We start from the raw sequence: 23,821 nt of genomic DNA on the forward strand, positions 1-23,821 counted from the left end.
GGGCGTGTGGGAGCTATCACGGCTAAAGTAAAAGTATGGCGGGTGGGAAACCTTTTCTTTTTTGCCATCTGAAACGGAAATCTGGCAAAAATACAAAGAGCGCTGCCGTCAGCTTCACTGATTTATAAAACAGCGTTTCGAAGGGTTCAAAGCGAGAGTTCAGAAATGCGAGCCAGCCGCCAAAAAAGCGTGGCGGCTGAAGGAGTAAAGGCGAGTAGCTTAGTAAGAAAAATTAGCGGTAGTTGACGATAACCTGGCTGCTGCGCACTTCGAGCGCCGGGAACATCCGTCCGCCGCCAGGCACTTCAAAGATAAAGCGCAGGGGTTCTGCCGCCGGCACATTGGTAAACGCACGCGTTGTGCCGGTTTGGTCATCTATCTGTACGCAACGGGTCTGCGAGCACAACCGGGTAACAAGCCCGGCAGGCGTCGGGCCAATCAACTCATAACGCCATACCACCAGCGTCATCACGCCCTGCGGGGGCGGTGAATCCTGGGGTGCCAACACAGGCGACGAGGCCGCCATGCCGCGCTGGCTTAACACCGGCCCCATTGCGCTTGCCTGCCAGGCGCCCTCACCCATCGCGTTTGCGAAAAAAGGCAGCGTCAGTAAGAGTGTCAGGGCCAGTGCGCGCATTATTTACCCCCGATGCTGGATGTCATACGGATGTTGCGGTTATCCGACAGCTCCAGGTTTGAGAGCACCACCAGCTGTGGCAGATTGCGGCGCAGGAAGCGCGCCAGCAGCGGACGCAGCGCGTGGTTCACCAGCAGCACCGGCGGTGCGCCCAGCATTTCCTGACGCGACAATGCCTCTTGCGCCTGCTCAAGCAGACGGTCTGCAAGACCCGGCTCCAGGCCGCCACCGCCCTGCAACGCCTGCAACAGGAGACGCTCAAGCGCGGTATCAAGCCCAATCACCTGCACTTCATCATTACCCGGGAACCACTGCTGGGTAATTGCGCGGCCCAGCGCCACACGCACGACAGTCGTGAGCTCATGCGGGTCATTCTGGACAGGCGCATGTTCTGCAAGCGTTTCCAGAATGGTACGCATATCGCGAATAGGCACCTTCTCGGCGAGCAGGTTTTGCAGCACTTTGTGCAGCGTAGTGAGTGTCACCACGCCCGGCACCAGATCTTCGGTCAGTTTCGGCAGCTCTTTGCTGACGCGGTCGAGCAACTGTTGCGCCTCCTGACGGCCAAACAGCTCGGCAGAATACTGCGCAATCAGGTGGTTGAGGTGTGTTGCCACGACGGTGCTCGCTTCAACGACCGTAAAGCCCTGAATCTGCGCCTGCTCTTTCAGTGCGCTCTCAATCCAGATAGCAGCCAGACCAAACGCCGGATCGACCGTCGGTTCGCCAGGCAGCGAGCCTGCGGCGGTACCCGGGTTAATCGCCAGCCAGCGGCCTGGATAGGCTTCGCCGCTGCCGATTTCCACACCTTTCATCAGAATGCGGTAGCGGGCCGGCGGCAGATCCATATTGTCGCGGATATGCACTACCGGCGGCAGGAAGCCAAGATCCTGCGCGAATTTCTTACGGATACTGCGGATACGGCCCAACAGTTCGCCATCCTGCTGCATATCCACCATCGGGATCAGGCGGTAGCCCACTTCCATCCCCAGGGAATCTTCCAGCTGAACGTCGTTCCAGGTCGCTTCCACGGCCTGAGGGTTATCCTGCTGAATGACCGGCGCAGGCGCGGCAGGCGCCTGCTGTTCGCGACCGCGCATCCACCAGGCAAGCCCCAGCAGTGCGGCGGTAAACAGCAGGAACACAAAGTTAGGCATCCCCGGCACCATCCCGAGCAGGCCGAGTACGGCGGCGCTCAGCACCATGACGCGCGGGTTGTTGAACAGCTGGCCGACCATCTGTTCGCCGACGTCCTGATCGGTGGCGACGCGGGTCACGATAACGCCCGCGGCGGTTGAAATCACCAGCGCCGGGATCTGAGCGACCAGACCGTCACCGATGGTCAGCAGCGTATAGCTTTCTGCCGCGTGGCCAACCGGCATGCCATGCTGCACGACACCCACCAGCAGGCCGCCGATGACGTTGATAGCCATGATAAGCAAACCGGCGACGGCGTCGCCGCGCACGAATTTACTCGCACCGTCCATCGAACCGTAGAAGTCAGCTTCCTGGGTCACTTCGGTACGACGCTTCTTCGCCTCTTCTTCGCCAATAAGCCCGGCGTTGAGGTCGGCGTCGATAGCCATCTGTTTGCCTGGCATACCATCAAGTACGAAGCGCGCGCCGACTTCCGCGATACGCCCTGCACCTTTGGTGATAACCATGAAGTTGATGATGACGAGAATGATGAACACCACGATACCGATGGCGAAGTTCCCGCCGACCAGGAAGTGGCCGAACGCTTCTACCACCTTACCCGCCGCTGACGCGCCGGTGTGGCCTTCCATCAAAATGATACGTGTGGACGCGATGTTCAGCGCCAGACGCAGCAGCGTGGTAAACAGCAGAATGGTCGGAAACGCCGCGAACTCCAGCGTGCGCTGGGTGAACATAGCCACCAGCAGCACCATAATGGAAAGCGCGATGTTAAAGGTGAACAGCAAATCCAGGATGAAGGCCGGCAGCGGCAGCACCATCATCGACAGGATCATCAGGATGATAACCGGCCCGGCCAGAATCTGCCATTGGGTCGATTTCAAATTGCCAGGCAGGCGCAGCATTGCCACCAGATTAGCCATCAGTGTCCTTCTCGTTCATAAAATCCAGTGCCTCAGGCACCGGAAGGTTTTCAGGTTTCTTAGGAATCAAGCCGCCAGCAACACGCCAGCGCTTGAGTTGCCATACCCATGCCAGCACTTCCGCCACGGCCGCGTAGAGCTGGCCTGGGATCTGCTGACCGATTTCCGCATGCTTGTACAACGCACGCGCCAGCGGCGGTGCTTCCAGCATCGGAATTCGATGTTCATTACCAATTTCACGAATACGCAGCGCCACCAGCCCCGCGCCTTTCGCCACCACACGTGGGGCGCTCATCTTGTTCTCGTCATACTGCAACGCCACCGAGTAGTGCGTCGGGTTGTTGACGATAACGTCGGCTTTCGGGATATCCGACATCATGCGACGACGGGCCGCTTCACGCTGCTGCTGGCGAATACGCCCTTTCACGTGCGGGTCGCCTTCCTGGTTTTTGAATTCGTCACGAATATCCTGGCGCGACATGCGTAATTTTTTGGTGTGGCTGATTATCTGCCAGAACACGTCGAAGCCGACCATTGGAACCAGCCCCATCACAATCAGCACACAGCACAGCGCCACCAGATTCATCGCGTTGCGCATTGCGGCAATCGGCGATTCGCTGATAAGACGCATCATGTCAGGCCAGTTGTACATCAGGAAAAAGGCCGTCACGACGCCGACCAGTGCCGATTTCATAACGGCTTTCAGCAGTTCCGCCAGCGACTGCGATGAAAAAATACGTTTAATGCCCGGCAGCGGATTCAGCTTATCGAACTTAAAGGCCACCGCTTTGGTATTAAACAACAGACCACCTAAGAGCATCGGGGCGAACATCGCCACAATCACCACGCCCATAATCAGCGGCACCAGCGCCATCAGCGCCTGCTTAATCAGGAAGCTAATCTGCCCGACGACGAGTTTGGGGTCGTTAATAATGCTGTGGTCAAAATGCAGACCGTGCGCGAGCATCGCCGCCAGTTGACGCGCCAAAAGCGAGCCGCCCATCCAAATCACCGCGACGCCAACCAGCAGCATCAGCATAGAGGTCAGCTCTCGGGATCGGGGGATCTGCCCTTCCTCACGCGCTTTTTCTAGTCGGTGGGGTGTGGGGGCTTCTGTTTTGTCGTCGCTATCGTCTGACACGATTCGATTCTCGCAGCTACTAATACGCAGCTAGCATGCCAGAGGCAGGAAAAGCTAATGGGAAGAGAAAAGCGCAAAACCAGTGGTTGTTTCGCGCTTTAACGCCCTCCCCGAAGGGAGGGGTTGCAGGGATTAGAACCCCAGACTGTCGAGCAGGTCGTCGACCTGGTCCTGGCTTGCTACCACGCCTGCGGCGGTGGCGTCCAGCTGCGGACCGTTGAGCAGGCTGTCGTTCGGGCGCTTGGCGCGCGCGTTCTGCTCCGGCATGTTCTCCAGCAGCACCATCAGTAACTGGCGCTCGATCTCCTGGATAACATCCATCATGCGCTTGATAACCTGACCAGTCAGATCCTGGAAATCCTGTGCCATCATGATTTCCAGAAGCTGAGTGTTGGTGAAGCTGGTGTGCTCCGGTACCGCCGCCAGATACTGGCGGGTATCCGTAACCAGTTCACGCGCGTCACTCAGTTCGATCGGGTTTTCAAACCACTCGTCCCAGCGGCCGCTCAACGCTTTCGCGTCATTTTCCAGTTTGTTCTGGTGAGGCTGCGAGGCCTCGACGCAGTTCAGGGCGCGTTCGGCGGCCTGCGCTGTCATCTGTACTACGTAATCCAGACGGTCGCGTGCGTCCGGGATAGCTTCCGCCGCTTCCGCAATCGCCTGATCGAGCCCCAGTTCGCGCAAGCTGTCACGCAGCATGCGGGTAAGACTGCCGATACGGACAATAATGTCGCCAGTCGAATGCTCGTCAGTCGGTTTTATCGATGCCGTCATCTGCCTGTCCTCACATGCCGAGTTTTTCGAAAATCTTGCTCAGTTTTTCTTCCAGGGTTGCCGCCGTGAACGGTTTCACCACGTAGCCGCTGGCGCCTGCCTGGGCTGCTGCGATGATGTTCTCTTTCTTGGCTTCCGCAGTCACCATCAGCACCGGCATAGACGCCATAGCGCCATCGGCACGGATGGTTTTGAGCAGTTCAAGGCCATCCATGTTCGGCATGTTCCAGTCGGAAATTACGAAACCGAAACCGCCTGTCTGGAGTTTGTTGAGTGCATCCACACCATCTTCCGCCTCTTCTACGTTGTTGAAACCCAGCTCTTTGAGCAGGTTACGTACAATGCGGCGCATGGTGGAGAAGTCATCCACAACCAGAAACTTGAGATCTTTATCCGCCATAAAAACTGTACTCCTCGTTAAATACGTATTGCCTGTCCGGCACTGATTTTCGCCAGCATCTGCTGGCTGACCTGGCTTAGATCGACGACTTCGCTGACGCCACCCATGTTGATGGCCTCACGCGGCATGCCGAACACCACACAACTTGCTTCGTTTTGGGCGATGGTCCAGGCGCCCGCCTGGTGCATCGCCAGCATTCCCGCCGCGCCATCGTTGCCCATCCCGGTGAGGATCACGCCCACCGCGTTGCGCCCCGCATGTTTGGCTACGGAGTGAAACAGTACATCCACGGCCGGACGGTGCCGGTTTACTGGCGGGCCGTCGTGGATCTTAATCTGGTAGTTAGCGCCACTACGTGCGAGTTCCATATGCTTATCGCCCGGGGCGATATACGCATGGCCTGGCAGTACGCGCTCGCCGTCTTCGGCTTCTTTCACGCTAATCTGGCACAGCTTGTTCAGACGCTCGGCGAATGAACGGGTAAATCCGGGCGGCATGTGCTGGGTAATCAACACCGCCGGGCTTGAAAGCGGCAGCGGCTGGAGCACATGGCGAATCGCTTCGGTGCCGCCTGTGGAGGCGCCGATGGCGATCAGTTTTTCCGAGCTCAGCAGCGGGCCGGCTTTTAGCGTTTTCGGCACCGTATCTGGCAGTCGGGCGGAAATCCGCGCGCGCGACGCGGTACGCACTTTATCGGCAATCAGCTCGCTGTAGGCCAGCATCCCTTCACGGATGCCGAGCTGCGGCTTCGTGACAAAATCGATGGCGCCAAGTTCAAGGGCGCGCAGCGTCACTTCTGAACCTTTTCCCGTCAGCGACGACACCATCACAACCGGCATTGGGCGCAGACGCATCAGCTTTTCCAGAAAATCGAGGCCATCCATGCGTGGCATTTCGACGTCGAGCGTTAACACATCCGGATTGAACTGCTTAATCAGATCCCGGGCCACCAGAGGGTCCGGCGCTGTCGCCACCATCTCCATATCGCTGTGACTGTTGATAATTTCGGTCATGATTTGACGCATCAGCGCCGAATCATCTACTGACAACACTCTGATTTTACTCATTCTTTTTCCTTACTCAGGGCGTACACCGTCTGACCGCGCAGCGAGAAATCCCGACTGAGGTTACTGAAGTTTTCCGAGTGACCCGCGAAGAGCAGGCCGCCGGGCTTCAGCAGCGGAACAAAGCGTTTGAGGATCTCCTGCTGTGTTTCTTTATCGAAATAAATCATCACGTTGCGACAGAAAATCGCGTCAAATGGCCCTGGTACGTTGTACTGCTTATCAAGCAGGTTCAGCGAGGCGAACTCAATCTGGTTCGCCAGTTCGTTACGCACACGCACCAGCCCCTGATGAGGACCCGTACCGCGCATAAAATAGCGTTGCATCTGCTGCGGCGAGAGCGTCTTTAACTCCTCCTGCCGGTAGATCCCGTTTTGCGCCTTTTGCAGCACTTCGGTATCGATATCCGTGCCGTACACTTTCCAGCGTCCAGGCGCAGTACCCAGCGTGTCTGCAAGCGTAATGGCAAGAGAGTATGGCTCTTCGCCGGTCGATGCGGCGGCACTCCAGATACGGTATTCGCCTGTACGCTTACGCGCATGTTCCGCCAGCACCGGAAAGTGGTGCGCCTCGCGGAAAAACGCCGTCAGGTTCGTGGTCAGCGAGTTAATAAACGCCTGCCACTCTGCGCTGTTGGCGTTCGCTTCCAGCATGCTGAGATAGCGTCCGAAATCATCCAGGCCCAGCGTGCGCAGACGACGAACCAGACGGTTGTAGACCATATCCCGTTTATGTTCGGCCAGCACAATTCCCGCGCGCTGGTAAATCAATTGACATATCCGACGGAAGTGCGTGTCGGACAGCGCGAGGCGCTGTGTCATTTGTACTAATAATGACGTTTGCCCAGCAGGCATGGATGATGTCATAGCGCCTTCTTCTTTACAGTCAGGGTGTTACTGGCACCACCCAGGGTGGTGCGGCCATCTTGCTACGCTCGTGGGAGCCGTGTTCAAGGTTTAAGACTGAATCTTTTCTCTCATCAGACGCGCCGTTTATCGCGCGGCTGACCGTATTCTTTCGCGTCAGGGAGTGGATCTGCTCTCTGACTGCGTCGGCGGCGTTTGCCACCTGCGTGACAGTCATCTGGACTGCCTCTTCGCTCACCCGCTTGAGGGCGAGGTACACCCGCAGGCCCGCGTCTGCGGTATCGCCGGACTTATGGGCCAGCATTGCGCTCCACGCTATCGCGCACAGCGTCATCACAAAAAACCACCCCGTTGGCATTACCATACGGTGCAACATTCTTGTTTCCTTAGCCGGTTATAAGCCGGAGTCTGTTCAGAACGTTTCCCAGTTATCTTGTCCGGCGGCCGGTTTGCTCGCCGTTAACCCGGTGTTGCTCACGGCCACACGCGGTGCGACCGATTCTGCGCGCGGTGCACTGCTACGCGCGGCAGCGAGACGGAAGGCGGCGACCGCCTGCGACAGGCGACTTGCCTGATCTTCCAGCGTGCTCGCGGCGGCGGCGGATTGCTGCACCAGCGAGGCGTTCTGCTGCGTCACGCGATCCATCTCGGAGACCGCCAGCGCCACCTGATCGATGCCGCGGCTCTGCTCGTCGGAGGCCGACGCAATCTCGCCCATAATGTCGGTCACACGGGTGACGGCACCGACAATCTCCTGCATGGTTTCCCCGGCGCTTTCTACCAGCACGGAGCCGGAATCAACACGCGCGACGGAATCTTCAATCAGCGCCTTAATCTCTTTGGCGGCCTGCGCGCTGCGGCTCGCGAGGTTGCGAACTTCGCCCGCCACCACCGCAAACCCGCGGCCCTGCTCCCCTGCCCTTGCCGCTTCTACCGCGGCGTTCAGCGCGAGGATGTTGGTCTGGAAGGCAATGCCGTCAATCACGCTGGTAATATCTGAAATCTTTTTCGAGCTGGCGGCGATGTCGTGCATGGTATTCACCACGCCATTCACCACTTTGCCGCCGCGCTGCGCGGTTTCCGACGCGCTCAGCGCCAGCTGCGACGCCTGACGGGCGTTCTCCGCGTTCTGCTTCACCGTCGCGGTCAGCTCTTCCATGCTGGCGGCGGTCTGTTCCAGCGCCGAGGCCTGCTCTTCGGTACGGGAAGAGAGATCCGTGTTGCCGGCGGCGATTTCGCTCGTGCCGCTGTAAATGGCATCAGTGCCTTCGCGCACGCTGCTCACCGTCTGGATCAGCGCCTGCTGCATATGCTGGACGCTCGCGGAAAGCTCGGTAATCTCATTGCGCCCCGTCACCGTAATGGTTTCGGTCAGGTTGCCGCCCGCAATCTCGCGGATATGGTGGATAACCCCCGCAAGCGGTGTCAGCAGAATATGGCGGATGCCGTACCACACCAGCGCGATAACCAGCACCACCAGCAGGGCCAGAATACCGGTCTCCCACTGAGCCTGGCGGAAATCGCTGCGGCTGTCGTCCATCGCCTCCTGCGCCAGACGTACGTTAATGTCGTCATAGTGCGTCACGGCTTTTTCAAGCGCGTTCTGTTTGCCCTGGGTCGCCTGGGCGAAGTAGGCGTCCATATTGCCGCCTTCCAGGTACTGCACCAGTTCGCTCAGCGCCTGGTAGTAATCGCGATAACTTTTTTCCACGTCGCTGGCAGCGGCAGTAATTTCTGGCACATCCACCGTCACGTTTTTGAACGCGCTAAAGTGCGTGTCTGCCTCGCCCAGCACTTTTTTCGCCGTGTTGAGCAGATCGGTCTTCGCGCTGCTCTGCTGGTTGCTGGCATCCATCATCATGCGCGCCGCCGAGCGGCTTAAGTTGATGCGGGTCTGCAGCAGCAGGTTCCACGACTGGTTAAGCTGCGCCTGTTGCAGACGCAACTGGTGCGACGCGGCGAAACTTTGCTGGTTGTCATTCAGTGACGAGAAAAACACCCCACCGGAGATAAGCTGCAACAGTGCGAACACCATCAGCACCATCATCAACAGTGAGACAACGCGGATACGATTCAACATGCGACACCTTCCTTCTGGTTCCTGAAGGGGTTATCGGCATGGCCTGGGGGAACTTTATCGTTGTGTTAAGGAAATTTGCGTTAGTCTGCGGCGGCGTCAGAAGGCGACGTCCACCACCAGCGTATCGGTATAGCTCCCGGCAGGCGGCGTGCTCTGGGTGGCGAGAATGCGCGCCGTGTATTGGTAGGATCGCAGCAGGCCGTCGGTGCTGGTCTGCGAGGCACTGTCGCTGGACCAGCGCTCGGCGCCGCTTGCGCCCCAGCGGTTGGCGGTGCTGCCTTTAAAGATGTCATAACTAAGCCGGTTCGCGCCGCTTGCCATATTGCGCACGCCGTTCACCGCGTTATTCCCGTTGTTGATGCCCACGGTATAGGTACTGCCTTTCGTGCAGGTAATCGCGATGGTTTGCGACACCGGCGCGAAGTCTTTTACGAGCGGTGCGCTTGCGAAGTTCAGGTTTGGCGCGCTGATGGTGCTGCAATCATTGGTGACAGTGAGCGTCACCAGACTTGTCAGTGTCGTGGTGCCATTCTGCGGATTGAGACAGACCGCGACGCCCACCGCGCAGATGCTGTAGTTGACGCTGAAGTTGAGCGTGACCTGGTAGACGCCTGCGGCGACGTTCTGTCCCTGCAACGTGCGAAAATAAACGGGAAAGGTGTAGCGTTTGTTGTTGAGCAGGTTGAGCAGCGCCTGGCCGCTCCAGCGATAGCTGCCGTTTATCGCCAGCTCGCTGCCGGACGGACAGCCGTTCTGGGCGCAGATCTGTAAGGGAATACGATCGGTGGCATCGCCGCTACGTCCCAGTGTGGCGCGGCTGCCGGAGGCGGTGGTGGCGCCTGTGAGCGTCAGGTTTACAAAATCATTGTTGAGCACGTTAAACGCGGTGTCGCAATCCACGGTCAGCGTTGCCGTGGTGGTTTGTACCGTACTGTTGATGACAAACGAGGTCTGGCTGCCGTATGCCGCATTAGTGATACTGACGCGACAGGCGGCGAGCGCAGGCAGACTTGCGAGAGTGAGTAACAGTATCAGGAGCAGGCGGATCATGGCGCAACCTCGCGACAAATAAGCGGACCGTAGGTTTCAAGGCGGTGACTGCGGGCGGTCCCGACCGTCAGCGTGACGCTGCACGTCTTGCCGTCCGGCTTCAGTACGCGCAGCGGGTTCACTTCGCCAATATCTTCGAGCCATGCAATACCGTCATAACCTACCACTGCCGTGGGGCGGTCATCGCGCAGCACCTGGCTTGAGACCGGGATCGGCTGGCCATTTTCATCCTGCAAAATGACGCTCGCTACCCGCTCCTGCTCCATCGGGAACGTCACCAGAAATCCGCTGTTGCGCCGCAGCGCGAGACGCCGCTCGGTATCGCGGATGCGGGTATCCGCCGGGAGATTGAGCGCGTCGATGCTGTAGGTCGCCGGGTAGTAAGAGGTCACGCCGCTCACCAGCAGATAACCGTCTTCGTCCGTCTCCCCCACAGGCTGATTTTCGAAATTGACCGTCACGCCGGGCTGCCCCTGCGTGCTGACCACGGCGAAGGCGTCGTTAATCTGGTTTGCCGCGAACAACGAACCGTCCATCGTCACCAGCGAGCCGGTCGCCTCGCCCCAGCGGGTAAAGTTTTTGGTCTGGCCGTAAATCCCGCCCTGCATCTCGACATGGTTATTACGCCAGCCAAGCGTCGCCTGCTGATAGTTGTCGTCGCGCGACTGGTTGGCGTAAGCCAGGTTCCAGCTAAACCCACCGTCGCTTGGCATCGCGCGGCTGTAGTTCACGCGCTGGGTAGTGCCATTTTCCGGCGTGGTTTCCGCGCTGAACGCCACGGCGCTTTGCTCACCGAGCGGAATTTGCAGCGAGAGGGCGAACGTCCAGTCGCGGCCTTCGTAGTCGTGGCTCGCCGCGAGATAAATGCTGCTGTTCCACAGCGTTTTATTCCAGGAGAGGTTAAGGAGCCGCGTATGGTCGCGATTGAAAGACTGCACATCGAGTAAGGCGGCCCCGACGCTCCCTGCCGCCCCCATGTTAAGCGTCAGCGCGTACTGCGTGGTGGCGCGGCTTAGCGTGACAATCGGCTGCTGGTACTGATCGTAACGCACAGGCATATCGTAGAGCGCCAGGTTGCCGTATTCGCGCGTGCGGCGGGTCTGCTGCGTCGACAGGCTAAAGCCCGCGGTGTTGTACTGATAGCCCCAGTTCCACTGCTGGCCACTCTCCCCGCGCATCTGACTCCAGCTGCCCGCGCCGTTCACTACCCCGAAGCGCCCGAGCTTGACAAGCGATCCCACCCCGCCCTGGGTCAGTTGCTCCGCCGCCTCGCCGTGGGTTTCCAGCGTCCAGAAATCGGTCACGCCGTAGCGAAAGGACCCGCTTGCCGCCGCCGGGCCGTAATCGAAGTTTTTCACGCCATAGTTACGGCGCAGCGCACCTGCGCTGAACGCGCCGTCGCTTAAACCGGGTTTTAGCAGTTCGCTTGCGACATAAAACGGCAGCGTGGTGGAGACCTGGCGGCCCAGCGCGTCCGTCGTTACCAGCACCGCATCGCCGGAGCCGTTAATATAGGGCAGATTGGTGAGCGTAAACGGGCCGGGCGCCAGTTCAGTGGAGCCGGAGCGGTAACCATTAATAAAGACATCCACCGTCGTCGGGACTGCCGCCTCGCCGGAAAACGCGGGCAGCGGATAGGTGATGAGATCCGGGCGCAGTGAAAAATCGCGCCCAAAAGAGATACCGCCCAGACGCACACTGTTGCTCCAGTTCAGGCTGTCGGTTATCACATCGCCGACCGACCAGCTCCAGACATTGTCATCGTTGGTGCTGTTAAATGTGGTGTCGTAGCGCATATAGCCTTCGTTCTGCCCCGGATAACCGCGAAACACTTCGCGCCATGCGCCGGTAGAAGAGAGCGACCCGGCATCGCCGAAGAGGCGCATTTCATGCCAGAGTGAGGCCTGGCGCAGCCCCTGATTGGTATCGCTGGCGTAGAAATCGTAGTTCAGTACCGCGCCGTTGCTGGCGCGTGGGCGCACCCGCCGCTCCTGCTCACCGAGCGCCACGTTGCGCGACGCCACCCAGTTCGTCGGTACGGTAAGCAACAGCCGCTGGCCCACGCTGTCGTAGCGGCTCTTCACCTGCGGGAGCGAGGCGACATTCACCTCGCCCTGCGGGAGTTTATCGCCCGGCAGTCCCGCCCGTTGCAGATCCGCCGACGACACCCACATGCCGTTGGCGCGCCGCGTCACCGGCACGACCAGCCCGGTATCGTAATAGTTAACCACCAGCGACAGGTGAAACACCGCCTGGCGGTCAATGGCCTGCGCATCCGGCGGGGGCGGCAGCGCATCGTCGCCCTCCAGCGCGTTAACCGCGGGGGAGACAACACAAAGCAGGCTGATTATCACCACCCGACGACTCAACGGGCGGCGGCTTGCCATGTCGCCTCGCGGGCATTAACAGAAGCGCTGAGCTGTGTGGGCTGCGGCATCCCCGCGGGTAGCGGGAACACACGCGACTGGCCTGGCAGGACATATCCCAGCAGACCTTCTGCCAGCGTACGGCGCTGGCCGCCCTGTTGCAGCGTCACTTTGCTGATGCGCGCGTGAATTTGGTCGCGGTTAGTGATTTCAATAGCGGGCTGGCCGTTGTCACGCACGACGCGCCACGAGAGATTTTCCGGCTGCAAAAAGGCGTGGTGCGCGCCCGCACGCTGGGTCTCCACCCCCTGCCCGTAGGTAAAAAGCGGAATGGAGTAGCGCATTTGCAGCTTAAGGCCAAGCTGTGGTTTCCCGGGTTCGGTGGGCTGGGGGATCTCATCGACAACAATGCGGTAGGCCTGCTCGACGCCCGCCGGCACGGCGGACTGGCTCATCAGACGGATAAGCTGTTTTTTACCGCCCTCGATACGCACGATGGGTGGGCTTGCCACGACATCCTGCTGCTGCTGGTAACGTTCGTTGCCGCCCTCCTGCCGCCAGCGCACAATACGTACCTGCATGGTCATCGGCGTGGCGCCCTGATTCTGTATCCACAACTCCGCCGCGTTGTCGCCAGGCGCGAGATAAGGATCGATGGGCCAGATAAGCATATTGCCGGCGGCCCAGGCGCTGCCTGTGGCCAGCCAAAACGCGGCGGCCAGTCCTGCCCGCCTGAGAGACGCTGCGAAAGGCATCATGTCTGCTCTCCCTGTATCACCATGATAATGTCACCGTGAGCCTGTCGGTATAGGTTCCGGCGGGGCTGAAGCCCGTAAGCTGCGCTGCGCCAAAAATCGGCAGCGAAATGTTATTGCTGTTGACTGAGGCGATGGAGACCGCCTGGTTGACGCCAATTTCACTCGCCGCGTTAAGCGAGCTTGACGTATAGAGACGATACGGCACGCGATCGGTTCCGCCGCCGCGCACCATGTTGCGCACCGACGCGCCGTAATTCTGGCCGCCGTCAATGGCCATGCTGAGCGCCACACCCGGCGTACAGGCGATAAGCAGTGAAGAGGACGGGACAAAACTTGTGCTGACGCGTGTGCTTTCTGCGCCGCTGCGGGTGCCGAAATCGAGCGTGCCGAACGTGCCGCCACTGCCGGTGACGACGGAACACCCGGCGGTAATGGTCGCACTAACCTGAAACGACTGCGTGGTGACGGCCTGCGCCCCGCCACAAAGAACGGCCAATAACCCCATCGCACTCCATTGAATTCGCGGCACAGCGCTCTCCAGGGGCAACCGCACCCGGTTGCCCTTAATCCTCATTGCTACCCTGCTGGCGCTTAGTAAGTCACGCTGACGTTAATGGTGTCGGTGTAGGTGCCAGGCACCACCGTCACGCTGTTGCCGCCGCCCTGGATGCGGCCATAGATGGTGTAGTTATCGACGCCGCCGGTGGTCGACGCGACCGGGATAGAGGTGTTATTGGCGATAACGTTCTGGAAGGCGCTGTCGCTGTAGAGGCTGTACGCCACGCCCTGCGCGGTATTGGTGGTGTTAATCAGGTAGCGCCCCGGCGTGCCTGGCGTGCCGACTACGGTGCCCGGCGCCTGGTTGGTGCTGCCCGTAATCTGCACCGTGTACTCTGGCGTGGTGCACTGAATTGAGAAGGTGTTGCCGCCGCTTGCGCCGGTTAACTGGGTCGTTAAGGTGGAGAATGTCGCTGGACTGGTACCGAAGTTCAGGCTACCGAAGTTGATCCCGTTCTGGCTCGGCGAGCCGTTTATCAGGCAACCATTAGTCAGCGTTAAGGTTGCGCCGATGGTCCCGCTGCTGGTGACCGCGTAGCCAGCAGGCGCGGCCAGCATCATGCCGGCACCGAAGATAACAGCAAAAAGACGTGTTTTCATCGTGTTTATCCTCAAACTCTGAACGGAGATGACGCTCTGCCGGGCCATGGCTACGGCCTTGACGGTAAAACGCAGTGCGTCAGGCGAGACGCTAAACTGAAATTTAGTTTATGTTTCAAAACATCACAAAAGTTGTTAGTCGTGTCGAGGATACGCGGCGGGGTAGGTTAAAAACGCTTTAATAAGAGTGGGTTAGAGTTTTCTGGCAGGAAGAGAATGTAAATGGCAAATGATATATTTATTGATATGTGATCTGCATCACGCAAGATTACGCCACTTCGCAGCAATCGCGCGCCCTTTTCGGCGGTGCCATCTGGCGCGGTGCGTGAATCGTGCAGAGGGCATCAGCGACCACAGGCGAAAAAAAGGGGCGCTTTCGCGCCCCGTGCCACTGCTTTTCTTGTTGTCACGCCACGCGGGCGGTTGCGCTGTCAATCAGTTCCATTTCTTCACTGTTGAGCAGCTTCTCAATGTGTACCAGAATCAGCATGCGTTCGCCAATAGCGCCGAGGCCGGTCAGGTATTCTGTGGAGAGCGTCACAGCGAATTCCGGTGCCGGGCGGATCTGATCGGCGGTGAGCGACAGCACGTCAGAGACGCCGTCCACCACGATGCCGACCACACGCTGGCCGAAGTTCAGCACGATAACCACGGTGTTTTCATTATATTCTACATCGCCCTGCTCAAACTTCACGCGCAGGTCAACGATAGGCACAATCACACCGCGCAGGTTGGTCACGCCTTTGATGAAAGGCGGGGTGTTCGCGATGCGGGTTACCTGATCGTAACCGCGGATTTCCTGAACTTTCAGAATATCGATACCATATTCTTCGTCGCCCAGGGTGAATACCAGGAACTCCTGGCCAGACGGCTCGCCGGCCAGTTTAGTGACGTTGCTCATACCGGTCATATTACTTACCTTTTCTACGATAGTGGCTTCAGGCGGCGGTCGGCGCCATACGTTGCTCACGGTTTATACTTTGCAGCGCGGATACATCTACAATCAGCGCCACGCTACCATCGCCCAGAATCGTGGCGGCCGAGATACCCGGCACCTTGCGATAGTTACTCTCAAGGTTTTTCACCACCACCTGGTGCTGACCAATCAGTTGATCGACCAGCAGTGCGTAACGGCGACCGGCACTCTGCAGGATAACGACAATGCCCTGCGTTGCTTCGGTTTTCGCCCCATGCACATCAAAGACTTTCCACAATTCCACCAGCGGCAGATATTCGCCACGCACTTCCAGTACGCGCTCGCCGCCTGCCAGCGGATGCAGATCTTCTTCACGCGGTTGCAGCGATTCCATTACCGCGTTCAACGGCAGAATAAAGACTTCTTCGTTTACCTTAACCGACATGCCGTCGAGAATAGCCAGCGTCAGCGGCAGCAGGATACGAATCGTCGTGCCCTGGCCTTGCTTAGAGGCGATTTCGACATGGCCGCCCATCTCCTGAATGTTACGTTTCACCACGTCCATGCCGACGCCGCGACCGGATACGTCGGTCACTTGTTCAGCCGTGGAGAAGCCCGGCGCGAAGATGAGCATGCCCACTTCGTCGTCGGTCATGCTTTCGCTGACGGCCATACCCTGAGACATCGCTTTTGCAAGGATACGCTCGCGGTTCAGGCCTGCGCCGTCATCGGTGACTTCGATACAGATGTTGCCGCCCTGATGCTCTGCAGAGAGGATCAGGTTGCCTACCGGGCCTTTGCCTGCGGCAGCGCGTTTTTCCGGCGATTCGATACCGTGATCGAGGCTGTTACGCACAAGGTGCGTTAACGGGTCGATAATGCGTTCGATAAGGCTCTTATCGAGTTCAGTTGAGCTGCCCTGCAGGGTCAGTTCAACCTGTTTGCCAAGCTTGCTCGCCAGATCGCGTACCAGACGCGGGAAGCGGCTAAAGACGTATTCCATCGGCATCATACGGATGGACATGACCGATTCCTGCAGGTCACGGGCGTTACGTTGTAACTGGCTCATACTGGTGATCAGGTCGCCGTGGGTAACCGGATCAAGCTCGTTGGAGCGCTGCTGGAGCATGGACTGGGTGATAACCAGTTCGCCCACCAGGTTAATGAGCTGATCGACCTTTTCCACCGCGACACGGATGCTGGTGTTTTCTTTCTCACGGGCCGGTTTGTTCTGCTCGGCACGCGGGGCGCTGGCGGCAGGCGCTTTCGGCGCAGGCGCTGCAACCGGTGCAACCGGTGCGACGACTGCCTCGACGACCGGCTCAGCCGGTGCGGCTTCTGCGGCAGGCATCGGCAGGAATTCAATCTGGTCGATTTCAATCACGAAGCAGAGCACGGCAGTGATGTCATCTGCGCTGGCGCTGGTTTCAAGCGTCGCAATCAGATGATCTTCGCCTTTTTCAATCTGGCTCAAGGTGCCCAGATTGCTAAGCTCCTCTTGTAAGAGCTCCGTTTCTGTGCCCTTGAGTTTGCCAAGTTTGATGCGCAGTTTGCCGCCATCTGTGGTGGCAGCCGGTGCAGCCGCCGCAGCGTCTGTTTCGACAACAGAAAGTGTCGCGGCCGCCGCAGGTGCCTGGCCTTTGGCTTCGAGTGCCAGCTGGCGCAGGGCCTGACAGATATATTCAAAGCTGGCTGCGTCCGGCTCCTGAGAGCTTTTATAAGCGTCAAGCTGTTCCTGCATAATATCTTTGGTTTCCAAAAACAGGTTGATGATGTCGGTGTTCAGTTGCATTTCACCCCGACGTGCTTCATCCAGCAGGTTTTCCATAAGATGGGTGGTTTCCTGCAGGATGGTGAAGCCAAAGGTCCCCGCTCCGCCCTTAATAGAGTGTGCGGCGCGGAATATGGCATTTAGCTGTTCGGCATCGGGCGCCTCGGGCACCAGATCGAGCAAATGCTGCTCCATGTCAGCCAACAGTTCGTCGGCCTCATCGAAAAATGTCTGATAAAAATCGCTAATATCCATACTCACGCTATCACCTCGTAACCGGTTGGGACGGTGTTGGGTTTGAGGCCGGGGGGACGGCGCCCGGTTGTTGTAATACGCTCAGTGACTCGTTTTCGCTTTCGGCGTTTTCATGCACGATGGCATCTTCCGACTGCTTGTTGAGCACCAGCAAACTTATGCGGCGGTTGAGGGCTTCATTCGCCCCTTTCTCCGCCAGTCGCATCGTGGCGGCCATGCCGACCACGCGCAGAACTTTTCCATCATCAAGCCCGCCGATAACCAGCTCACGACGCGACGCGTTGGCGCGGTCTGCCGAGAGTTCCCAGTTACTGTAACCGCGCTCGCCGTTGGCATACGGGAAGTCATCGGTATGACCTGACAGGCTGACTTTGTTTGGTATACCGTTCAGCACCGGCGCGATAGCGCGCAGAATGTCGCGCATATACGGCTCGACTTCGGCACTGCCGGTTTTGAACATCGGGCGGTTCTGGCTATCGATAATCTGAATACGCAGCCCTTCCTGAACCAGGTCAATACGCAAATGCGGACGCAGTGCGCGCAGTTTCGGGTCGGCTTCGATCAGCTGATCCAGATCGCCGCGCAGTTTCTGCAGGCGATTACGCTCCATGCGTTTTTTAAGCTCGTCGATGTCTGGCGTTTTTTTCACTTCACCCTGCGATTGCGTGACGTCATCTCCACCCCCCGGAATCGGGCTCTGGCTATCGGCGATGCGCTGACCACCGGTGATGGCAGCCGACAGCGGTGTGCGGAAATATTCCGCAATCTGCGTCAGCTCTTTCGGACTGGAGATGGAGATAAGCCACATCACCAGAAAGAAAGCCATCATGGCGGTCATAAAGTCGGCGTAAGCGATTTTCCAGGAGCCGTGCGAACCGCCGCCGTGCCCTTTATGCTTGCGCTTTTTTACGATAACGACGGGGTGGTTACTGTTTTTCATGCGTCCTCTGTCACCTGCTGCTGGTTAGGCGATTTCACCGCGCGAACGTGTTCATCCAGCTCGGTGAAGGAAGGACGCTCGCTCGAATAGAGCGTCTTACGACCAAACTCTACCGCGATAGGCGGCGCATAACCGTTGAGGCTCGACAGCAGCGTCACCTTCACGCACTGCATCATTTTGGTGGTTTCAGCACTCTTCTGGCGCAGTACGGTCGCGAGCGGCGACACGAAGCCGTAAGCCAGCAGGATGCCGAGGAACGTCCCCACCATCGCATGCGCGATAAGCGCGCCGAGCTCAGCCGCCGGACGGTCCGCAGACGCCAGCGCGTGCACCACGCCCATTACCGCCGCCACGATACCGAACGCCGGAAGTGAGTCACCCATCAGCCCCAGGCTGTTGGCGGGTACTTCAGCTTCGCTTTCGTGCGTTTCGATCTCTTCGTCCATCAGCGCTTCAATCTCAAAGGTGTTCATGTTGCCGCTGATGATGAGGCGCAGATAATCGGTAATGAACTCCAGCATGGTGTTATCCGCCAGGATGCGCGGGTAGCTGGTGAAAATCTCGCTCTCTTTCGGGTTCTCGATATCACGCTCCAGCGAGAACATCCCCTGCTGGCGCGATTTGGTCATCAGGCGGTACAGCAGCGCCATGAGATCCATGTACATACTTTTGGTGTATTTGGAGCGGCGAAACAGCAGCGGCAGCGCTTTCAGCGTACCTTTAATCGCTTTCCCGTTATTACCGACGATAAACGCACCCACACCCGCTCCGCCGATAATAATTAACTCGGCGGGTTGATAGAGTGCACCAAGGTGGCCTCCGGTCATCATGTATCCACCGAAAACCGTTCCCAGAATGACCAGGTAACCTATTAAAATCAGCACGACATCATCCTTCCGCTGTTGGCTATGGCGAGGACGTTCAGGTAAGCAGAAAACGTTGCCGGTTTAAGTTAGGAAAAAAAAAGCAGCGGCCTTTTGGGCCGCTGCTGGAGTGGTTTTCCACACCTATCCGGTTAAACGGCCTGTTCGACCTGTTCATCCAGCAGTTGTGGAATAATATCGGCAGCATCTCGCGAAAGTTTACGTCTTTTTACGGCGCGAGATGGCGGTTGGCACAGGCTGCATGCGAAGCTGCCAACCGGCTGATGTGCATGGGTAACAAAATTGCCGCCGCAGCTATTGCAACGGGATAATTGAAGCATTCCACTGTCTACAAAACGCACCAGCGTCCAGGCGCGGGTCAGCGCCAGCAGCGGGCCTTCGTCGTTTTCTTGCGGGCATTGCTCCAGGTACAGACGATACGCTTTGATAACAGCGTCAACGCCTGAACATAACCCGGTACGCAGCAGATACTGCCAGGCGTTACAGAACATCGAGGCGTGGATGTTCTGCTCCCAGGTCATGAACCAGTCCGTGGAAAAGGGCAACATACCTTTAGGCGGCGGGCTGCCCCGCAGCTCTTTATAAAGTTTGATGAGTCGACCGCGGCTAAGTTGCGTTTCACTTTCCAGCATCTGTAAACGTGCGCCAAGGGTAATGAGTTCCATGGCGAGCTGGATATCACGGGCTTCCTGAACAATGCTCTTGTCGGTCATAGATTACGCCCTTTTCTTCCTGGCGACGTCTTCGGTGCCGTTGGCCTCGTTGAGCAGACGCGTAGACAGCAGAATGCCGGTGTGGATCTGTTGCAGATCGTCAACACGCGATTCCTGCGTTAAACGCGTAATGGACTGATGATCCTGGAAGCGGAACTGACAGACAAGCTGATTGGTTTCAGCCAGTTTCACCATCTGCGGAAGAGTCAGGTCGCCAAGCGTGGACGCCATCTCTTCGCTGATTCCCAGACGAAACATCGCAGACGCTTTATCCTGACTGATCAAGCGCTGGGCAAGTAACAAATATGACAGGTTGATGTCATAAATATGTTTCAGCAACTCGGATGTATGCATTTTTCCCATCCAATAACAAACTATTATTTTAACGCGGCTGAGCCGCACCCCGTGATGTCGCCGGGCAAATCCCGGTAAAAAAATAAATCGTTACGGCCAAAATGCATCGGTGAAACCAGACTTGTCGGTGAAACGTTGTCCCCGTCAAATTCGATTATCCCTGGCAGGCTCCGTGCACGCCTTTCATCATTTCCTTACACTTACTTAAGATTTTTCCTAAATCGAGCAAATCGTACTCGGCGGACATCATTCACACAATGTGCTTATGAAGAGATTTTGGAAAAAGTGTGACGAGTATCACACATTTTCGGAAAAAGTCACTAAAAAAACATCAGAATCGCTTTTATTTTGTACAAAAAATAACCAATCGAGTAGATGGCAATGCGTAAAAATCCGAATATTCATTCAGCCTAAAGTACCATGTAGCACCCGGTTATACTTTCCTACAGCAATTATTTAACCTTCGCTGGTCACGAAAAGTCACTATAAAAGAAACAGTACTATCGGGGGAGTACTTAAATCAACTTACCCTTTAATTTCAGTAAGTTAACCTAAATAAAAGCAAGCACGCTAATCATGCATTTTTGAAGGGAAAGTGGTCGGATTTGTGATAGGGCGTCGTTTGTAACACAGTTACAACATGTTTCAGAGAAGGAATAAACCGCAATTTATTCTTTTCATTAGAATACTTAATGTATTTATATGAACCACTTCACAGTTCAAATCGCATCCTTAGCTCCCCTGCGCGCCTAATGGGCGTACTATCTATCTCATCGCTGTTCCCTGCTGTTTTCTCTTAAGTGACAAGGACATCTCTATGAGCTACTCGCATGTGCTGGTCGCCGTGGCTGTCACGCCAGAAAGCCACCGCCTTTTAGCCCGCGCCGTCTCCCTGGTCAAACCGGTGAACGGCAAGATCACTCTTATTACTATCGCCACAGATCCAGAACTCTTTAATCAAATGTCAGCGCCAATGCTCGAAAATTTGCGCGACGTCATGTATGAAGAGACGCAGACCTTTCTGGAAGCCCTGAGAAACGCGGCGGACTATCCCATTGAAAAGACGATTATCGCCAGCGGCGAGCTGGGAGAATATATTCACGATATATGTGAAAAAGATGACATTGACCTGGTTATCTGCGGCAATCATAACCACAGTTTCTTTAGCAAGGCGGTGTGTTCGGCGAAGAGCATCTTAGCGGCGAGCAGAACCGATCTTCTGCTGGTGGCGCTAGATTAATGATGACTTCCCGGGCGGGCGCCCGGGAAGAGAAGCGTGGCATCAGGCCAGTTTTGGGAAGGTCGCCACTTTTTGCTGCAACTCACGTTCAGCGCTGCGTGGCGTTATCTGCTTTAGGTCCTGAATAAAGGCCTCCTGCCAGTGATTGATGTCGTTCTTACGGACAATCTCCAGCATCTCGCTGTGGCGTGCGATACGCTCAGCAAGCGGCATTTTTAGCGCACGGTCGAGCGCGGCGGCCACGTCATCGCGATCGTACGGGTTCACCAGCAACGCGGCAGTCAGTTCATTCGCCGCGCCCGCAAACTGGGACAGCACCAGCACGCCGGGGTTTTTCGGGTCTTGCGCGGCCACATACTCCTTCGCCACCAGGTTCATCCCGTCACGCAGCGGCGTCACCAGCCCCACGTCTGAATAACGGAAGACCTTCATCAGCAGTTTACGGTCGAAGTGCTGGTTGAGGTAATAAAGCGGCGTCCAGCCCAGCTGGCCATATTTGCCGTTAATGCGCCCGGACTCGGTCTCAAGCTGATGACGGATATCCTGATAGGCCTGCACATCGCCGCGCGAAGTCGGCGCAATCTGGGTGTAACGAATTTTGCCGTGGTGCTCCGGGTATTTCTCAAGCAGCGTCTCGAACGCCTGGAAACGCTCCGGCAGCCCTTTGGAATAATCCAGGCGTTCAACCGAGAAGATATTCTTCACATTGGCAAGTTCGGCTTTAAGCTGCGCCAGTTTCGGCGGCAGCGGGCCGGCGGCGGCCTGCGCGATTTCATCAGGCTCGATGCCAATCGGATACACCTCGGTACGGAAGGTCTTGCCGTAGGCAACATGTTCGCCATCGCGATTGGTTGTGAGCGAGGTCTGCAACGCAAGACAATCCAGGAAGGCGACACGGTCGTTTTCGGTCTGGAAGCCCAGCAGATCGTAATCGCAAAGCTGTTCCAGCAGTTCTGTGTTCGTTGGCAGCGCGTTGAAGATTTCCGGCGTCGGGAAAGGAATATGCAGGAAGAAGCCGATGCGGTTATTCACGCCGCGTTTACGCAGTTCGCTGGCAAACGGCAACAGATGGTAATCGTGGATCCACAGGTTATCTTCCGGCTCAATCAGCGGCTTGAGTTTATCGGCAAGCAGGCTGTTGACGCGCAGGTACCCTTCCCATGCCTCACGCTGAAAATTCACGAGATCCAGGCGGTAGTGGAAAGCCGGCCACAGCACGGCGTTGGAAAACTGGTTGTAATAGAGCTCGTGATCCTGTTCGCTCAGATTAAATGAGGCCCAGGTGATGTTGCCTTGCGTTACTTTTTTAAGCGGGGCGTCCTCGTTGCCGATTTCACCGCTCCAGCCAAACCACAGGCCGCCTGCTGCTTTCAGCGCACCCAGTATCCCTACCGCGAGGCCCCCTGCGCTGCTCTTTTTATCATCCGGCGGGGCAATACGATTAGATACTACGACTAAGCGACTCATAGCCTTCTCTCCTTTTATTTAAAATTTTTTTTTCTTGTTCTTGATGTTGAGCAACAGCGTTAAGCCAGGCGTGAACGGCCGGGACGTCGGCGAGATGCCACTTCGCCTGGGTATCCCCCTGCCCGACTTTCACGCTGATACCATTAAGCTGGTTAACGATATAAAACCCGGCTTCGTCAGTGAGGTCATCACCCACAAATACCGGTACGCGGCCTGCGAACGGCGCTTCCTTCATGAAGGCCTCGATAGCCGCGCCTTTATTAATGCCAAGCGGCTTTAATTCTACGACGCATTTACCAGGTTGCAGCCCAAGCTGCTCATGCTGGCTGGCAAGGCGTTCCGCCAGCGCCAGAATCTGCGCTTCATATTCCGGCGCGCCGCGATAATGCAGCGCGAAGGCCATGCCTTTCGCTTCAAGCTCAGTGCCGGGCATCGTCGCCAGCGCAGCTTCAAGCTCCTGCTGCAGACGCGCAATCAGCGTTGGCGGCAGCGTCACAACATGGTGCTGGTCATGGATATCACGACGCTCGGCCCCGTGGACACCTGCCAGCGGAAAATGGTGCGGCGCGGCAAGCTGGTCCAGCTCCGTCATGGAACGTCCTGAAATCAATGCCAGGGCTCCGTCATTCATGTCGGCGAGTTTCTGGAGCAGGCGACGCACGTCGGAAGGGATGAACACTTGATCGGGGTGAGGCTTGATGTCGGCAAGCGTGCCGTCAAGGTCGAAAAAAAAGGCCAGATTTTCGCGGGTTACGGGCGGTACTGCTAGCACATCGTCCACCAGTGTTTCCTCCTTTCCTTACGGGTTAAACAGCTAACCCTGAGGTTATCTGATAGTTTTACTGACCGTGTAAGTATAGACAGTGTGACGAGTGTCGCCATTCGACAACGCTTTCCGCCTGTCTGAAA

The 23,821-nt window shown here is 57.3% G+C and carries 23 protein-coding genes; 1 reads left to right on the top strand and 22 read right to left on the bottom strand.

Annotation, left to right across the window (positions count from 1 at the left end; translation table 11 throughout):
- Positions 1–232: 232 nt before the first annotated feature.
- The 20 genes from flhE to flhD form a co-directional block, all read right to left on the bottom strand.
- On the bottom strand, positions 233–637 hold the full coding sequence (flhE, locus tag AFK62_RS11700; protein WP_053531923.1) for a flagellar protein FlhE: 405 nt from the start codon (positions 635–637) through the stop codon (positions 233–235).
- Positions 637–2,715 (bottom strand): flagellar biosynthesis protein FlhA, encoded by a 2,079-nt coding sequence (flhA, locus tag AFK62_RS11705; RefSeq protein ID WP_053531924.1) that lies wholly within the window; start codon positions 2,713–2,715, stop codon positions 637–639. The genes flhE and flhA overlap by 1 nt, the downstream gene beginning before the upstream one ends.
- Positions 2,708–3,856 carry a flagellar biosynthesis protein FlhB gene (flhB, locus tag AFK62_RS11710; RefSeq protein WP_053531925.1) on the bottom strand — a complete coding sequence of 383 codons (1,149 nt, stop codon included), beginning with the start codon at positions 3,854–3,856 and terminating at the stop codon, positions 2,708–2,710. Before flhB ends, flhA begins: the two co-directional genes overlap by 8 nt.
- A 132-nt stretch (positions 3,857–3,988) precedes the next feature.
- The gene (cheZ, locus tag AFK62_RS11715) at positions 3,989–4,630 is read right to left on the bottom strand and encodes a protein phosphatase CheZ (protein WP_007678002.1); all 642 of its coding nucleotides are present in this window, start codon (positions 4,628–4,630) and stop codon (positions 3,989–3,991) included.
- Between the two features lie 10 nt (positions 4,631–4,640).
- Positions 4,641–5,030, bottom strand: a complete 390-nt coding sequence (gene cheY / locus AFK62_RS11720) for a chemotaxis response regulator CheY (RefSeq protein WP_004388326.1) — start codon at positions 5,028–5,030, stop codon at positions 4,641–4,643.
- 17 nt (positions 5,031–5,047) lie between these two features.
- Positions 5,048–6,097, bottom strand: coding sequence for a protein-glutamate methylesterase/protein-glutamine glutaminase (locus AFK62_RS11725; protein WP_007678007.1), 1,050 nt, complete (start codon positions 6,095–6,097; stop codon positions 5,048–5,050).
- Entirely contained in the window at positions 6,094–6,960 is an 867-nt protein-coding gene (gene cheR / locus AFK62_RS11730) for a protein-glutamate O-methyltransferase CheR (RefSeq protein WP_032984738.1), read from the bottom strand. The genes AFK62_RS11725 and cheR overlap by 4 nt, the downstream gene beginning before the upstream one ends.
- Positions 6,961–6,979: 19 nt before the next feature.
- Positions 6,980–7,336, bottom strand: coding sequence for a hypothetical protein (locus AFK62_RS11735; RefSeq protein WP_007678016.1), 357 nt, complete (start codon positions 7,334–7,336; stop codon positions 6,980–6,982).
- Between the two features lie 36 nt (positions 7,337–7,372).
- Complete coding sequence (gene tar / locus AFK62_RS11740) at positions 7,373–9,040, bottom strand: methyl-accepting chemotaxis protein II (RefSeq protein ID WP_007678017.1); 1,668 nt, start codon at positions 9,038–9,040, stop codon at positions 7,373–7,375.
- Positions 9,041–9,136: 96 nt separating this feature from the next.
- Positions 9,137–10,090: a Csu type fimbrial protein gene (locus AFK62_RS11745; RefSeq protein WP_007678018.1), complete on the bottom strand. Its 954-nt coding sequence runs from the start codon at positions 10,088–10,090 to the stop codon at positions 9,137–9,139.
- Positions 10,087–12,477 carry a fimbria/pilus outer membrane usher protein gene (locus AFK62_RS11750; RefSeq protein WP_032984739.1) on the bottom strand — a complete coding sequence of 797 codons (2,391 nt, stop codon included), beginning with the start codon at positions 12,475–12,477 and terminating at the stop codon, positions 10,087–10,089. The genes AFK62_RS11745 and AFK62_RS11750 overlap by 4 nt, the downstream gene beginning before the upstream one ends.
- Positions 12,456–13,214, bottom strand: coding sequence for a fimbrial biogenesis chaperone (locus tag AFK62_RS11755; RefSeq protein ID WP_007678020.1), 759 nt, complete (start codon positions 13,212–13,214; stop codon positions 12,456–12,458). Before AFK62_RS11755 ends, AFK62_RS11750 begins: the two co-directional genes overlap by 22 nt.
- 16 nt (positions 13,215–13,230) lie before the next feature.
- Positions 13,231–13,743 (bottom strand): Csu type fimbrial protein, encoded by a 513-nt coding sequence (locus AFK62_RS11760; RefSeq protein WP_032984740.1) that lies wholly within the window; start codon positions 13,741–13,743, stop codon positions 13,231–13,233.
- A gap of 62 nt (positions 13,744–13,805) precedes the next feature.
- Positions 13,806–14,372, bottom strand: a complete 567-nt coding sequence (locus AFK62_RS11765; RefSeq protein WP_007678024.1) for a Csu type fimbrial protein — start codon at positions 14,370–14,372, stop codon at positions 13,806–13,808.
- 406 nt (positions 14,373–14,778) lie between these two features.
- The gene (gene cheW, locus AFK62_RS11770) at positions 14,779–15,282 is read right to left on the bottom strand and encodes a chemotaxis protein CheW (RefSeq protein ID WP_007678026.1); all 504 of its coding nucleotides are present in this window, start codon (positions 15,280–15,282) and stop codon (positions 14,779–14,781) included.
- A 28-nt stretch (positions 15,283–15,310) separates the two neighbouring features.
- Entirely contained in the window at positions 15,311–17,314 is a 2,004-nt protein-coding gene (gene cheA / locus AFK62_RS11775) for a chemotaxis protein CheA (protein ID WP_007678029.1), read from the bottom strand.
- Positions 17,315–17,324: 10 nt separating this feature from the next.
- On the bottom strand, positions 17,325–18,254 hold the full coding sequence (gene motB / locus AFK62_RS11780; RefSeq protein ID WP_053531926.1) for a flagellar motor protein MotB: 930 nt from the start codon (positions 18,252–18,254) through the stop codon (positions 17,325–17,327).
- Complete coding sequence (gene motA / locus AFK62_RS11785; RefSeq protein WP_007678033.1) at positions 18,251–19,138, bottom strand: flagellar motor stator protein MotA; 888 nt, start codon at positions 19,136–19,138, stop codon at positions 18,251–18,253. Before motA ends, motB begins: the two co-directional genes overlap by 4 nt.
- A 131-nt stretch (positions 19,139–19,269) precedes the next feature.
- Entirely contained in the window at positions 19,270–19,851 is a 582-nt protein-coding gene (gene flhC, locus AFK62_RS11790) for a flagellar transcriptional regulator FlhC (protein WP_007678035.1), read from the bottom strand.
- Between the two features lie 3 nt (positions 19,852–19,854).
- Positions 19,855–20,205, bottom strand: a complete 351-nt coding sequence (gene flhD / locus AFK62_RS11795; RefSeq protein ID WP_015741652.1) for a flagellar transcriptional regulator FlhD — start codon at positions 20,203–20,205, stop codon at positions 19,855–19,857.
- A gap of 817 nt (positions 20,206–21,022) precedes the next feature.
- Between flhD and uspC the strand changes: the two genes are divergently transcribed.
- Entirely contained in the window at positions 21,023–21,445 is a 423-nt protein-coding gene (gene uspC / locus AFK62_RS11800; protein ID WP_007678038.1) for a universal stress protein UspC, read from the top strand.
- Positions 21,446–21,487: 42 nt separating this feature from the next.
- Here uspC and otsA read toward each other — a convergent pair whose 3' ends face one another.
- Together otsA and otsB are read right to left on the bottom strand one after the other, a co-directional pair.
- On the bottom strand, positions 21,488–22,912 hold the full coding sequence (gene otsA, locus AFK62_RS11805; protein ID WP_007678040.1) for an alpha,alpha-trehalose-phosphate synthase: 1,425 nt from the start codon (positions 22,910–22,912) through the stop codon (positions 21,488–21,490).
- A complete protein-coding gene (otsB, locus tag AFK62_RS11810) occupies positions 22,887–23,693 on the bottom strand; it encodes a trehalose-phosphatase (RefSeq protein ID WP_053531927.1) in 807 nt (268 codons plus the stop codon). The genes otsA and otsB overlap by 26 nt, the downstream gene beginning before the upstream one ends.
- Positions 23,694–23,821: the final 128 nt, after the last annotated feature.

Source organism: Cronobacter condimenti 1330 (genome assembly GCF_001277255.1).
Classification (GTDB): domain Bacteria; phylum Pseudomonadota; class Gammaproteobacteria; order Enterobacterales; family Enterobacteriaceae; genus Cronobacter; species Cronobacter condimenti.